Raw genomic sequence first — 12,584 nt, 5'->3', positions numbered from 1 at the left:
ACAAATCAGATCTGGCTCTCAATGATTAACCACACAACGTGTGATGATTTATTTAATTACATAATCATTGACGAGGGAGCATCATGATCACCATTGAGTTTGTTGTCATTCTCCTCTGCCTGCTGACGGGTACGCGTTTCGGCGGTATGGGGCTTGGGTTAATCAGCGGTATTGGTCTTTTTATTTTATGTTTCGTCTTTGGTCTGCAGCCGGGTAAACCCCCGGTTGACGTCATGCTGACCATCCTCGCGGTGATTGGCTGTGCCGCTACCCTGCAAACGGCGGGCGGTCTCAACGTGATGATGCAGTTTGCGGAACGCCTGCTGCGCAAACACCCGCAGCACATCACCCTGCTCGCCCCGTTTACCACCTGGATGCTGACCTTTCTGTGCGGCACCGGCCATGTGGTCTACACCATGTTCCCGATTATTGCGGATATCGCCCTGAAAAAAGGGATCCGTCCGGAGCGCCCTATGGCCGTGGCGTCGGTCGCGTCGCAGATGGCGATCACGGCCTCCCCCGTTTCCGTTGCCGTCGTGTCGCTGGTGTCCATCCTGGCGGCCCAGCATGGGATCGGCCACGCGTGGGGAATTCTGGAAATTCTCGCCGTGTCGGTTCCCGCTTCACTTTTCGGCGTGGCTATTGCTGCACTGTGGAGTTTACGCCGCGGGAAAGATTTGGCGGACGACATGGAGTTTCAGGAAAAGCTAAAAGATCCTAAGCAGCGCGAGTTTATCTATGGCGGAACAGAGACGTTAATGAATCAGCGTTTCCCAAAACAGGCCTACTGGTCCACGTGGATTTTCTTTGCCGGCATTGCCGTGGTCGTTCTGCTGGGGGCCTTCCCTGAGCTGCGCCCCGCCTTTGAACTGAAAGGCAAAATGACGGCGCTGTCGATGAACCTTGTCATCCAGATGATGATGCTAATTGCGGGTGCCGTGATGCTGATGGCCTGTAAGGTCAATGCCTCCGCGATTTCCAACGGCGCGGTGTTCAAGGCCGGTATGGTTGCGATCTTGTCGGTATTCGGCGTGGCGTGGATGAGCGATACCTTTTTCCAGGCGCATCTCGACGAGTTAAAGCTGGCCCTGGAAGGCGTGGTGAAAAGCCACCCGTGGACATATGCGATTGTGCTGTTTCTGGTGTCAAAACTGGTGAACAGCCAGGCGGCGGCGCTGACGGCGGTGGCGCCGATGGGGTTGATGTTGGGCATCGACCCGAAAATGCTGATCGCCTTTTTCCCGGCGTCCTACGGCTATTTTGTCCTGCCGACCTATCCCAGCGATTTGGCCTGCATCGGCTTTGACCGGTCAGGCACGACCCGCATCGGTAAATTTATCATCAACCACAGCTTTATTTTGCCAGGGCTGATTGGGGTAAGCTGCGCGTGTGCCGCGAGCTACCTGCTGGTCCAGACGTTCTTCTGATAACATCAAAGGGCGACGCATGCCGTCGCCCATTTCCCTGCGTCAGTGGGACTCACCCTGCGGCGTGAATCGCAGCTCGATCAGCGCGATGGCTTTCTGGATCGCACGAAGCGTTACCGGGTCAGCGGCAGCAGGATGGCTGGCAAAATCGATGTTTTTCAGCTGGGTAGACATCTTCTCGCGCACTTCAACCGGCGCAATCACGTCCAGAACATCCAGGATTTGCTTGATAACCAGCTGGCAGGCGACAACGTCAGAGACCAGTTCCTGATCGGCGCTCAGGTTTTGTGACATGGGTTTTCTCCTTATTTAAAGGCCGCCATAGTATCAAAACACGCCCCCTGACATCTTCCCTTCAACGTCTGCAGGTATAAAAAAACCTGCCGAAGCAGGTTTTTTTTATCAGAACATGGCGCCCGGCGGCACGTCTTTGAACGTGCGGCAGTAATTGGCCCACATACTTTTCAGGATTTTGCGCAGTTTCACAGTGATGCTCCATCAACGTGTTATACAACTTTATCGTCAATGCGCTTATAATATGACCACCATCACAAAAATCAATGTTTTTGTGATAGAAATCACAATTTAATCAGAGTGGGGTCTGATCGCGTTCACCATCGACCCGTTGCGAAGAGTGAGGGCAGATTGTCCGGCTATTCCAGCCATTGCGGCGGGCATCTGCGGGTACGATAACGTATTTCCATCCACTCAGAGCGAACCATGAAAAGAGTCATTGTAGCCGGCACACTCCTCCTGCTCGCGGGGTGCAGCATTAACCGCCAGGCTGAAGTCAGCAGCCTCGATGCGCCGAACGGCATCGTCCGCCTTAACTACGGTCAGGCAGCGCTGCAAAATGCGTATTCCGATGAGTATGTGAATAACGGTACGGCGGCAAAAGCGTGTCAGAGCATGGGGTACGCCACGGCCTCAGCCTATGGTCAGCCCATTAAAACCTGCACCCTCATTAGCGGCTCGTTGTGTCTGAACGAGAGCGTGACTATCCAGTATAAATGTATGGGTTATGCCGTGAACCCTAAGTCAAACAATCCGTGGTATTAATCCAGACTGCCAGCGCAGGCTGGCAGTTTATTTCATCACGAACAAAAACAATTCTCATTAATAAATGATAAAATCGCCAATGCGTTTTATTCCCATTCGTATTTTAAATAAATAAAATAAATATTTTACGTTTTGCAAATAATTAAATAACAAATTATAGTGTCGCTCATTGTGAACCAGAAATAATAACCCGGAGCGCCACCATGCTGAAAACTGAAATGATCGACAAGCTCAACGCACAAATGAATCTTGAGCTGTATTCATCCCTTCTCTACCAGCAGATGAGCGCCTGGTGCAGCTATCACAGCTTCGAAGGCGCTGCCGCGTTTCTGCGTCGTCACGCGCAGGAAGAGATGACCCACATGCAGCGTCTGTTTGATTATCTGACGGATACCGGCAGCCTGCCGCGCATTGAAACCGTGGCATCCCCATTTGCTGAATATAATTCTCTCGATGAACTGTTCCGCGCCACCTACGAGCACGAGCAGCTGATCACCCAGAAAATTAACGAACTGGTTCATGCCGCGATGACCAGCCAGGATTATCCAACCTTCAATTTCCTGCAGTGGTATGTCGCCGAACAGCATGAAGAAGAGAAGCTGTTTAAATCCGTGCTGGATAAATTATCTCTGGTGGGGAAATCAGGCGAAGCTCTTTACTTTATTGATAAAGAACTTTCCACGCTGGATACGCAGAATTAATTTCAGCGCGGTGCGGGTTCCCTGCACCGCGTTAATTTACATACACCCAGCGCAGCTGGTACAGCGCCAGTCGTGAGGATTCACGGCCTGGTAAAAATAGCGGTAGCTGGCCGTCTCCAGCGGAATACCCCTCTCGTAGAACATATCCGTCAACCAGTCGACATTCGCTATGATCCACTCATCTTCCTGTAAGCCTTGTGCAAAGGTCTCATCCTCAGGATCAATAACCGAATAGATTCCCCAGGTGCCCATATCTTTTTCGCGACGGGACTCCGGGAGTATCAGGAGCTGGTTCTGCCAGTGGATTATCCAGTGGCCATGGCACAACAGGTTGCCTCCACGGCTCCATGCCGCGGTAAAAGGATTCTCCTCCGCCATAAAACCCTCACTTTATTTGATAATTTATATTTATTGTTTACGTTACGCCGAAATGTTGCTCAGCAACATTGCCCTCATGTAGTAGGCGGAAGCCTATAAAGGGTCAGAGGAACAATAATGTGTAAAGCATTCATTACACTGCTTGTAACGGTGATTTGACGAGTTACGGCTTTTCCCTTACTCTGCGCCGCAGATTTTGTCGCGGTTAAGAAGCGTTGTAGAGGAAAGCGTGAAAAACAGAACTCTGGGAAGTATTTTTATCGTCGCCGGAACGACGATTGGCGCAGGAATGCTGGCAATGCCTCTGGCAGCCGCGGGCGTGGGATTTGGCATGACCCTGCTGCTGCTGGGGACGCTCTGGGCGCTGATGTGCTACACCGCCCTGCTGTTGCTTGAGGTTTACCAGCATGTGCCCGCCGATACCGGTCTGGGTTCCCTCGCGGCGCGCTACCTGGGACGCTACGGCCAGTGGATAACCGGCTTCAGCATGATGTTCCTGATGTACGCCCTGACCGCCGCCTACATCAGCGGGGCCGGGGAGCTGATCGCCTCAAGCGTTAACGACTGGTTTGGCTCTGACATTACCCCGGCGACGGGCGCCATCTTCTTTGCGCTCATCGGCGGCGGCGTGGTCTGTGTGGGAACATCGCTGGTGGATCTGTTTAACCGTTTCCTGTTCAGCGCCAAAATTCTGTTCCTGATTGTCATGCTGGTCCTGCTGGCACCGCATGTTCATCAGGTCAATCTGCTGACGCTGCCGCTGGAAAAAGGGCTGGCGCTCTCCGCGATCCCGGTCATTTTCACCTCGTTTGGCTTCCACGGCAGCGTGCCGAGCATCGTCAGCTATATGAACGGCGATATCCGAAAACTGCGCCGCGTCTTTGTTATCGGCAGCGCGATCCCGCTGATTGCCTATATTTTCTGGCAGCTGGTGACGCTGGGCAGCATTGACTCTTCAACCTTTATTGGGCTGATGGCGCAACACGCAGGCCTGAACGGTTTTCTGCTGGCGCTGCGCGAGGTCGTCACCTCCCCACACGTGGAGCTGGCGGTACACCTCTTTGCCGACCTGGCGCTGGCTACCTCGTTTCTGGGCGTGGCGCTTGGCCTGTTTGACTATCTGGCCGACCTGTTCCAGCGCCGCAATACCGCCGCAGGACGATTACAGACCGGGGCCATCACCTTCCTGCCGCCGCTGGCCTTTGCGCTGTTTTATCCACGCGGGTTTGTGATGGCGCTGGGGTATGCGGGGGTGGCGCTCTCGGTCCTTGCCCTGCTCCTCCCTTCCCTGCTGGCGTGGAAGAGCCGTCAGCAGCATCCTCAGCAAGGGTATCGCGTGGCGGGCGGAAAACCGCTGCTGTGCATTGTGTTTGGCTGTGGGGTAGTGATTATTCTGGTGCAAGTGTTGATTGCAGCCGGGATGCTGCCGGAAGTGGGTTAATAAAAAAAGGGGCTGTCATCAGCCCCTTTTTTATCAGTGCAAACAGCAGCTCTTGAACTTCTTCCCGCTGCCGCAAGGACACGGATCGTTACGCCCAACCTTCGTGCCGTTCACCATCGGCTTCTTCACCTCCGGCTGCTGCGGATTGTTCACCCAGTAGTTATACAAGCGCAGCGCCGCAGGCTGAATACGTTCAATGCTGGCGGTATATTCTTCTTCGGTCAATTCATCCAGCTGGTCGCCGATCTCTTCGCTACCGTGCAGCGCAATCACATCCAGATCGGCCTTCAGCTCGTCCGGCAAGGCTGACCAGTCCGTCAGCGCCACGCCGCGCATATAGCCGTAGCACCACTCTTCCACCACGGTATAGCTCTCACCGTCAATGTCGTTATAGCCAAACATCGGTTCAAACTGGTCCGGATATTCGCTCAGGCGCTCGGCAATATCGTTCATATGCTTAAAGCAAAGATCGATAAAACGGTTCATCTCGCGATCGTTTTTCCAGCGCGGAATGTATTTCTCGCCACCCCACACCGCCACCAGCCAGGTATCTGGCTCAACGACAACAGGACCGGAAAGCACTGCGGTAAACATGCCGTCCAGTTCAGACACGTCAAGCACGGACGCATCGTCATGACCGTAAGACATTAACGTCTCTTCAAGCCACGCCATTTCGCTTTCATTTAATGGGCCTTCAGTCATCGCTGACACTCCTGATAAAAAGGAAACGATCCTAACACATATCTCACGCCTCTCCGGGCTGAAGTTTAGGTCTTTATTGCTGCAAAAACGTGCAAATCGTGACCTTTGCACAACTTATGGGCTTTATTGTTAACGATATGTGATCTCCGCTGTAATTTCTTCTCCTCCCGCAAGGCGGCATAACGCGGCGCTCTATACTCAAACATGTCACAGGCCCCTCAATGGGTTAACCATTCTGGCAACGTTTTTGCTTAATGTTCTTCGCGCGACGCTGCGCAGGGAAACCTCGCCGTATATGCAGGATGCCGTCTGTATCTTGTTCGTTTAGTGCATTTTGTTCTTGCTCGTGTTTCGGATTGGCTGCGCCGTCGGGCGTTCGGGTTTACGCCGTGGTGCAAAAACCTCTTTGCTAAGGAACATAATAATGTCGCTGAAATTTATCAGAACTCCGCTTTCTCTCGTGTTGGCCGGTTGCCTGGTGACGGCGTTTTCCGCCAGGGCAGATATCGTGATTGGCGTGGCCGGGCCGTTCACGGGTCCTAATGCCACCTATGGCGATCAGTACTGGCACGGCGCAACGCAGGCCGCTGAAGACATTAACGCCGCCGGCGGCATTAACGGCGAAAAGATCAAACTGGTTCAGGGGGATGACGCCTGCGAGCCTAAGCAGGCGGTGGCGGTGGCCAACCGCTTAGTCGACCAGGATAAAGTCAACGCCGTGGTCGGTCATTTCTGCTCCTCTTCCACCATGCCCGCCTCCGAGGTTTACAGCGATGCGGGGATCATCGCTATTACCCCCGGTTCAACCAACCCGCTGATTACCGAACGCGGCATGAGCGACATGTTCCGCATGTGCGGCCGCGATGACCAGCAGGGCCAGGTGGCCAGCGACTTCATCATCGACAAGCTGAAAGCCAAACGGGTGGTGATTATTCACGATAAAGACACCTATGGTCAGGGCCTGGCTGACGCCACCAAAGCGGCGCTGGCGAAACGCGGGGTTCAGGATGTGATGTACGAGGGGTTATCCCGCGGTGAAAAAGACTTTAACGCGCTGGTCACTAAGATCGGCGCGCAAAAACCGGACGTCGTGTTCTTCGGTGGCTGTCATCCGGAAGCCGGCCCGCTGGTTCGCCAGATGCGTGAGCAGGGCGTGCAGGCGAAATTCTTCTCCGGGGACTGTATCGTCAACGAAGAGATGGTGACCGCGGCGGGCGGCCCGCAATATACCAATGGCATTTACATGACCTTCGGTAAAGATCCGCGCCTGATCCCGGACGGCAAAGCGGTAATCGAGAAATTCCGCGCCGGTAAATTCGAGCCGGAAGGTTACACCCTCTACTCCTACGCCTCGGTACAGGCGATTGCCGCGGCCTTCAAGGCCACTGGCGGCAAGGACTCTGCCAAAGCCAGCGAGTGGCTGAAGGCCAATTCCGTCGACACGGTGATGGGCAAAAAAGCCTGGGACAGCAAAGGCGATCTGAAAGTCTCTGACTACGTGGTTTACCAGTGGGACGACAAAGGAAAATATAAGGAAGTGGAGTAACGGGACGGAGTCACGCTCAACGTCGATGGGCTCGCCCGTCGGCGCGTAATAAACATCAGGCTGCGCGGCTCGCGCAGCCTATAAAACGAGCGCGCTAAAATGAGTACATTCTTCCTGCAACAGTTAATCAATGGCTTAACGCTGGGTTCCGTCTACGGCCTGATCGCCATCGGCTACACCATGGTGTACGGCATTATCGGCATGATTAATTTCGCCCACGGCGAAGTGTATATGATTTCCGCCTATCTCTGCGCCATTGGCCTGGCGCTGCTCTCATTCTTCGGCCTGCAGTCCTTCCCGCTGCTGATCCTCGGCACGCTGGTGTTCACCATTGTGGTCACCGGGGTGTACGGCTGGACCATCGAGCGTATCGCCTATAAGCCGCTGCGCAACTCCACGCGCCTGGCACCGCTGATCTCCGCCATCGGGATATCGCTTATCCTGCAAAACTACGCGCAGCTGAGCCAGGGCCCGCGCCAGCAAGGGGTACCAACCATGCTGGACGGCGTGATTCGCCTGCATCTGGGCGAAGGGTTCGTGCAGATAACCTACACCAAAGTGTTTATTCTGGTGGCCTCGTTTGCCGGCATGCTGGTGCTCACCTGGATAATCAACCGTACCCGGCTGGGGCGGATGTGCCGTGCGGTGCAGCAGGATCGCAAAATGGCCTCCATTCTGGGGATTAACACCGACCGGATTATTTCGCTGGTCTTCGTCATCGGCGCGGCGATGGCGGGCCTGGCGGGGGTGCTGATCACCATGAATTACGGCACCTTTGATTTCTACGTCGGGTTCGTGATCGGCATTAAAGCCTTCACGGCGGCGGTACTGGGCGGCATCGGTTCCCTCCCCGGCGCCATGCTCGGTGGCCTTATCCTGGGCGTGGCGGAAGCGCAGTTCTCGGGCATGGTGAACTCGGACTATAAAGATGTCTTCTCGTTTGGCCTGCTGGTGATGATCCTGATTTTCCGCCCTCAGGGGCTGCTCGGGCGCCCGATTGTGGCCAAAGTGTGAGGGAGACAATGATGACGTCACACGGTTTTTCACTTAAACGCTGCATTCTGGACGCAATTTTTTCCGGGCTGATTGCGCTGATTATCTTCGGCCCCATTGCAGGTGTGGTGCTGGACGGATATAGCTTTACCTTCGCCGGGCAGCGCCTGGCCTGGATGGTGGGCATTGTCATGGCGGGGCGTTTTCTGCTGAGCGCTTTTTTAGGTACCGCTGCAGGTGCTCGTTTCCAGGCGCGCTTCGAGGCCGACAGCGCGGGCGTATATGTCCGCCCCCCGGAATATAAAAGCCGCATGCGCTGGATTATTCCTCTGGTGATTACCCTTGCGATTTGCTTTCCGTTTGTCGCCACCAAGTATGTTCTGACCGTCGCCATCCTCGGGCTGATCTACGTGCTTCTCGGTCTGGGGCTGAACATCGTCGTGGGCCTGGCCGGCCTGCTGGATCTGGGATATGTCGCGTTCTACGCGATTGGGGCGTACGGCCTGGCGCTGGGATACCAGTATCTCGGCCTGGGCTTCTGGAGCATGCTGCCGCTGGCGGCAATCATGGCCGCCGCCGCAGGCGCCCTGCTCGGCTTCCCGGTACTGCGCATGCACGGTGACTATCTGGCCATCGTCACCCTCGGCTTCGGGGAGATTATTCGCCTGATACTGAACAACTGGCTGACCTTCACCGGCGGCCCCAACGGCGTGTCGGCCCCTCCCCCCACCTTTTTCGGTCTGGAATTTGGGCGACGCGCGAAAGAAGGCGGCGTGCCCTTCCACGAATTTTTCCACCTGACCTACAACCCGAACATGAAGTTTATCTTTATCTACGCGGTGCTGTTTCTGGTGGTGATGCTGGTGCTTTACATCAAGCACCGCCTGACGCGCATGCCGATTGGTCGGGCGTGGGAAGCCCTGCGCGAAGACGAAATTGCCTGCCGCTCAATGGGGTTGAATCATGTTCTGGTTAAGCTTTCCGCCTTTACGCTGGGCGCGTCCACCGCAGGCATTGCCGGGGTGTTCTTCGCCACCTATCAGGGGTTCGTGAATCCAACCTCCTTTACCTTCTTTGAATCGGCGCTGATCCTCGCCATTGTGGTGCTGGGCGGGATGGGCTCGACGCTGGGCGTAGTGCTGGCCGCCTTTGTGCTCACGGTAACGCCGGAGCTGCTGCGCAGTTTTGCCGAGTACCGCGTCCTGCTGTTTGGCATGCTGATGGTGGTGATGATGATCTGGCGTCCACGCGGTTTGATCCGCATTAACCGCAGCGGGTTTGCCGTGCGTAAGGGCGTCGCACCATGAACGAAACGATATTACGCGTTGAGCATCTGATGATGCATTTTGGCGGGATTAAGGCGCTAAACGACGTCAACCTGGACGTGCAGCGCGGCTCCATTACCGCCCTGATTGGCCCCAACGGGGCGGGAAAAACAACCGTGTTTAACTGCCTGACGGGCTTCTACAGAGCCTCCGGCGGCAACATTTTGTTTAATACCCGCCATAAAACGACCAATGTTATTCAGGTCCTCGGGCAAAAATTCCAGCCCGGCGACTGGATTAACCCCGCGCAGTTCGGGCAGCGTCTTTTCTACAAAATGTTCGGCGGAACCCACCTGGTCAACCGTGCCGGGCTGGCGCGCACGTTTCAAAATATCCGCCTTTTTCGCGAGATGTCGGTCGTGGAAAACCTGCTGGTCGCGCAGCATATGCGCGTTAACCGTAATCTGCTCGCCGGGATCTTAAATACGACGGCATACCGGCGGGCGGAAAGCGACGCCCTGGACAGAGCCTTCTACTGGCTGGAAGTGGTGGATCTGGTGGAGTGCGCCAATCGCCTGGCGGGAGAGATGTCATACGGCCAGCAGCGGCGACTGGAAATCGCGCGGGCAATGTGTACCGGGCCGGAAATGATCTGTCTGGATGAACCCGCCGCCGGGCTTAACCCGGTTGAAACGCACAAGCTGAGCGGCATTATTCGCTTTCTGCGGGATCATCACGACATCACGGTATTGCTGATTGAGCATGATATGGGGATGGTGATGGACATTTCGGACGACATTATCGTGCTCGACCACGGCAATGTTATTGCCAGGGGGAAACCCGAGCAGATCCAGCATGATGAAAAGGTCATTGCCGCCTACCTGGGCACGGATGAAAGCGAGGTCTCCCTATGAGCGAACCGCTGCTGGCTTTTCGCGAGGTGGATGTGTTTTACGGCGTCATTCAGGCGCTGAAGCAGGTCTCTCTTGAGGTGAATAAGGGGGAAACCGTGGCGCTGATTGGCGCAAACGGCGCGGGTAAATCGACATTGCTGATGTCCATCTTCGGCCAGCCCCGTATACGCAGCGGGCAGATCCTGTTCTGTGGTGAAGACATCAGCCATCAATCCACCCACTACGTTGCGTCCGGCGGCATTGCGCAGGCACCGGAAGGCAGACGTATCTTCCCGGATATGACCGTTGAAGAGAACCTGCTGATGGGGACCATTCCCATCGGCAATCAGTTTGCGGCTGAAGATATGCAAACCATGTTCGACCTTTTCCCTCGCCTTAAAGAGCGACGTAAACAGCGCGCGATGACCATGTCCGGTGGAGAACAGCAGATGCTGGCGATCGCCCGGGCGCTGATGAGCCGTCCGAAGCTGCTGCTGCTGGATGAGCCCAGCCTGGGCTTAGCCCCGATTGTGGTGAAGCAGATCTTCCAGACGCTGCGCGAGCTGGCCCGAAGCGGCATGACCATTTTTCTGGTGGAGCAGAATGCGCACCATGCGTTGAAGCTCTCTGACCGTGGGTATGTGATGGTGAACGGACAGATCCGGCTGAGCGGCAGCGGTGAGGAATTGATGGGGAATCAGGAAGTGAGAAAGGCGTATTTGGGCGGGGTGTGATGTGACACCTGCCGAATGGGCTTATGCCGTGATGGACCATTTCGGGACATACGGGATAGAAGAACTGGAGGATACGTTAGTCGATATCGCCTCTTTGTTTGGATTGCTTCCGGCAATTCTTACAGGTTTGTTAGTAAGAAAAGCAGTAAAAAGAATGTGATTTATGAGCCTTCAGGCTTAGCCTCGAAGGCTTTTTTGACCCGGAAACGCAAAACCCCTAATCGTTGGATACCCAACTTTCGGGGTTCACTTCATTTCTGTGGTTTCACGATAGCGTCGTTAAATAAAACTGTCGTCGTCATTGCTGTAGTCGTCATCTACATTGTCGTTCTGCCAGGCGTCGTTAGTATTGCCGAACGGATCGTTCTGGTTGAGGAAACGGGTGTCAGAGACGTTATTAACATCGCCGTATTGATTACCGACAAACGGTTCACCACCGACCGGCATTGTCGGCTCTTCGATGATGTTCACGATCTCTTCCGGTCGCGACTGATGGAACATGCTGGTAAGCATCTCAGCAAGCGCGATGCCACCGGCCACGCCAGCGGCTGTCTGGAGCGCGCCAGCCATAAAACCGCCGCCGCGAGTAGCTGGCGCTGGCGCCCGAGAGTAATCCTGGGCCGGTGGCTGTTGCGGCTGGGCATTCCAGCTGTTGTCAGGCTGCGGGTTACTTTTCCCGCCACCAAACAGGCCGCCGAGGAAACTGCCGCCCGTCGAGGGTTTGCTTTTTTGCGCGGCTAATTCGCTTTCAAGCTCCTGAACCCGGGCCTGCAGACGTTTCAGCGCCGCTTCCTGAATCAAAATCGACTGCGCCATATAGTAGGGGGCCGCAGGCTGCTGTCTGACAAATTCAGCGATCTGACGCTCCGCATCTGCATCCCGTTGGCTGTTTTGTTGTCCGGCCTGTTTAAGACGCTCGAAAAGTCCGTTGATAAGCTGCTGTTCTTCATATTGCATGACAATAACCTTCCGCTCTCCAGGGTGGATACCAACCAGTTTATCAGCGGCGGCAACCTGTGTCTGGCGAGTGAAATGTTTGTTTAAGATTGGTTGCAGGTTAGCTGACAATCGCCCTGCTTTCCGGGCTTGATATTAGAGAGTTAGGCTTAACGTTCTGGTATGGCAGCAAATATCCGGGCACAGCACAATCGTGATGACGATGAGATACGCTCACTTCGCGCTAAACTGGAGGCACAAAAAAACCACCTTTCGGTGGTTTCACGACACTGCTTATTGCTTTGATTATTCTTTGTTTCCCATGGTAGCCGGAGTGGGACTTGAACCCACACAGCGCGAACGCCGAGGGATTTTAAATTCTATTTATAATCAATGAGTTATATAGCGATGCATTGCGAAACTTTGCTGCAATTGTTTATTTATTTTTTGTAATTGGCAGTAAATAGATAGACTTGGATAACGTTGAGCACAGAAAAAGCACAGGAGAA

At 54.8% G+C, this 12,584-nt stretch carries 15 protein-coding genes and 1 pseudogene; 11 read left to right on the top strand and 5 right to left on the bottom strand.

Annotation, left to right across the window (positions count from 1 at the left end):
* Nucleotides 1-83: 83 nt before the first annotated feature.
* On the top strand, nucleotides 84-1,427 hold the full coding sequence (locus ACVCAM_RS09045) for an anaerobic C4-dicarboxylate transporter (protein ID WP_248247924.1): 1,344 nt from the start codon (nucleotides 84-86) through the stop codon (nucleotides 1,425-1,427).
* A gap of 42 nt (nucleotides 1,428-1,469) precedes the next feature.
* Here ACVCAM_RS09045 and ACVCAM_RS09040 read toward each other — a convergent pair whose 3' ends face one another.
* A complete protein-coding gene (locus ACVCAM_RS09040; protein WP_008500405.1) occupies nucleotides 1,470-1,721 on the bottom strand; it encodes a DUF2766 family protein in 252 nt (83 codons plus the stop codon).
* A gap of 108 nt (nucleotides 1,722-1,829) precedes the next feature.
* Nucleotides 1,830-1,913 (bottom strand): stress response protein AzuC, encoded by an 84-nt coding sequence (azuC, locus tag ACVCAM_RS09035; protein WP_014884364.1) that lies wholly within the window; start codon nucleotides 1,911-1,913, stop codon nucleotides 1,830-1,832.
* A gap of 234 nt (nucleotides 1,914-2,147) precedes the next feature.
* Here azuC and yecR point away from each other — a divergent pair, with 234 nt between their 5' ends.
* The gene (yecR, locus tag ACVCAM_RS09030; protein ID WP_021240460.1) at nucleotides 2,148-2,486 is read left to right on the top strand and encodes a YecR family lipoprotein; all 339 of its coding nucleotides are present in this window, start codon (nucleotides 2,148-2,150) and stop codon (nucleotides 2,484-2,486) included.
* 203 nt (nucleotides 2,487-2,689) lie between these two features.
* Nucleotides 2,690-3,187: a non-heme ferritin gene (gene ftnA / locus ACVCAM_RS09025; protein WP_407223488.1), complete on the top strand. Its 498-nt coding sequence runs from the start codon at nucleotides 2,690-2,692 to the stop codon at nucleotides 3,185-3,187.
* Nucleotides 3,188-3,223: 36 nt separating this feature from the next.
* Here ftnA and ACVCAM_RS09020 read toward each other — a convergent pair whose 3' ends face one another.
* Complete coding sequence (locus tag ACVCAM_RS09020; protein WP_039024171.1) at nucleotides 3,224-3,565, bottom strand: hypothetical protein; 342 nt, start codon at nucleotides 3,563-3,565, stop codon at nucleotides 3,224-3,226.
* A gap of 229 nt (nucleotides 3,566-3,794) precedes the next feature.
* Between ACVCAM_RS09020 and tyrP the strand changes: the two genes are divergently transcribed.
* On the top strand, nucleotides 3,795-5,006 hold the full coding sequence (gene tyrP, locus ACVCAM_RS09015) for a tyrosine transporter TyrP (RefSeq protein ID WP_025912273.1): 1,212 nt from the start codon (nucleotides 3,795-3,797) through the stop codon (nucleotides 5,004-5,006).
* A 33-nt stretch (nucleotides 5,007-5,039) separates the two neighbouring features.
* Here the strand turns inward: tyrP and ACVCAM_RS09010 are convergent, their stop codons facing one another.
* Nucleotides 5,040-5,708 (bottom strand): YecA/YgfB family protein, encoded by a 669-nt coding sequence (locus ACVCAM_RS09010; RefSeq protein WP_023293977.1) that lies wholly within the window; start codon nucleotides 5,706-5,708, stop codon nucleotides 5,040-5,042.
* Between the two features lie 424 nt (nucleotides 5,709-6,132).
* Between ACVCAM_RS09010 and ACVCAM_RS09005 the strand changes: the two genes are divergently transcribed.
* The 6 genes from ACVCAM_RS09005 to ACVCAM_RS08980 all read left to right on the top strand — a co-directional run bounded on the left by ACVCAM_RS09005 (nucleotide 6,133) and on the right by ACVCAM_RS08980 (nucleotide 11,299).
* Complete coding sequence (locus ACVCAM_RS09005; RefSeq protein ID WP_008500398.1) at nucleotides 6,133-7,254, top strand: branched-chain amino acid ABC transporter substrate-binding protein; 1,122 nt, start codon at nucleotides 6,133-6,135, stop codon at nucleotides 7,252-7,254.
* Nucleotides 7,255-7,353: 99 nt separating this feature from the next.
* The gene (locus tag ACVCAM_RS09000) at nucleotides 7,354-8,268 is read left to right on the top strand and encodes an ABC transporter permease subunit (RefSeq protein ID WP_008500397.1); all 915 of its coding nucleotides are present in this window, start codon (nucleotides 7,354-7,356) and stop codon (nucleotides 8,266-8,268) included.
* 11 nt (nucleotides 8,269-8,279) lie between these two features.
* Nucleotides 8,280-9,554 carry a high-affinity branched-chain amino acid ABC transporter permease LivM gene (livM, locus tag ACVCAM_RS08995; RefSeq protein WP_025912272.1) on the top strand — a complete coding sequence of 425 codons (1,275 nt, stop codon included), beginning with the start codon at nucleotides 8,280-8,282 and terminating at the stop codon, nucleotides 9,552-9,554.
* Complete coding sequence (locus tag ACVCAM_RS08990; protein ID WP_407223489.1) at nucleotides 9,551-10,426, top strand: ATP-binding cassette domain-containing protein; 876 nt, start codon at nucleotides 9,551-9,553, stop codon at nucleotides 10,424-10,426. Before livM ends, ACVCAM_RS08990 begins: the two co-directional genes overlap by 4 nt.
* Nucleotides 10,423-11,139 (top strand): ABC transporter ATP-binding protein, encoded by a 717-nt coding sequence (locus ACVCAM_RS08985; RefSeq protein WP_025912270.1) that lies wholly within the window; start codon nucleotides 10,423-10,425, stop codon nucleotides 11,137-11,139. Before ACVCAM_RS08990 ends, ACVCAM_RS08985 begins: the two co-directional genes overlap by 4 nt.
* 1 nt (nucleotide 11,140) lies before the next feature.
* On the top strand, nucleotides 11,141-11,299 hold the full coding sequence (locus tag ACVCAM_RS08980; RefSeq protein WP_021240466.1) for a hypothetical protein: 159 nt from the start codon (nucleotides 11,141-11,143) through the stop codon (nucleotides 11,297-11,299).
* Between the two features lie 119 nt (nucleotides 11,300-11,418).
* Here the strand turns inward: ACVCAM_RS08980 and ACVCAM_RS08975 are convergent, their stop codons facing one another.
* On the bottom strand, nucleotides 11,419-12,096 hold the full coding sequence (locus ACVCAM_RS08975) for a DUF2076 domain-containing protein (RefSeq protein WP_407223490.1): 678 nt from the start codon (nucleotides 12,094-12,096) through the stop codon (nucleotides 11,419-11,421).
* A 151-nt stretch (nucleotides 12,097-12,247) separates the two neighbouring features.
* Here ACVCAM_RS08975 and ACVCAM_RS08970 point away from each other — a divergent pair.
* Nucleotides 12,248-12,472, top strand: a pseudogene (locus tag ACVCAM_RS08970) (hypothetical protein); the annotation flags it as partial.
* Nucleotides 12,473-12,584: the final 112 nt, after the last annotated feature.

Source organism: Enterobacter sp. CFEC122 (genome assembly GCF_052983755.1).
The sequence above is the reverse complement of the archived record's forward strand: the minus strand, read 5'-3'. Positions and strand labels throughout refer to the sequence as shown.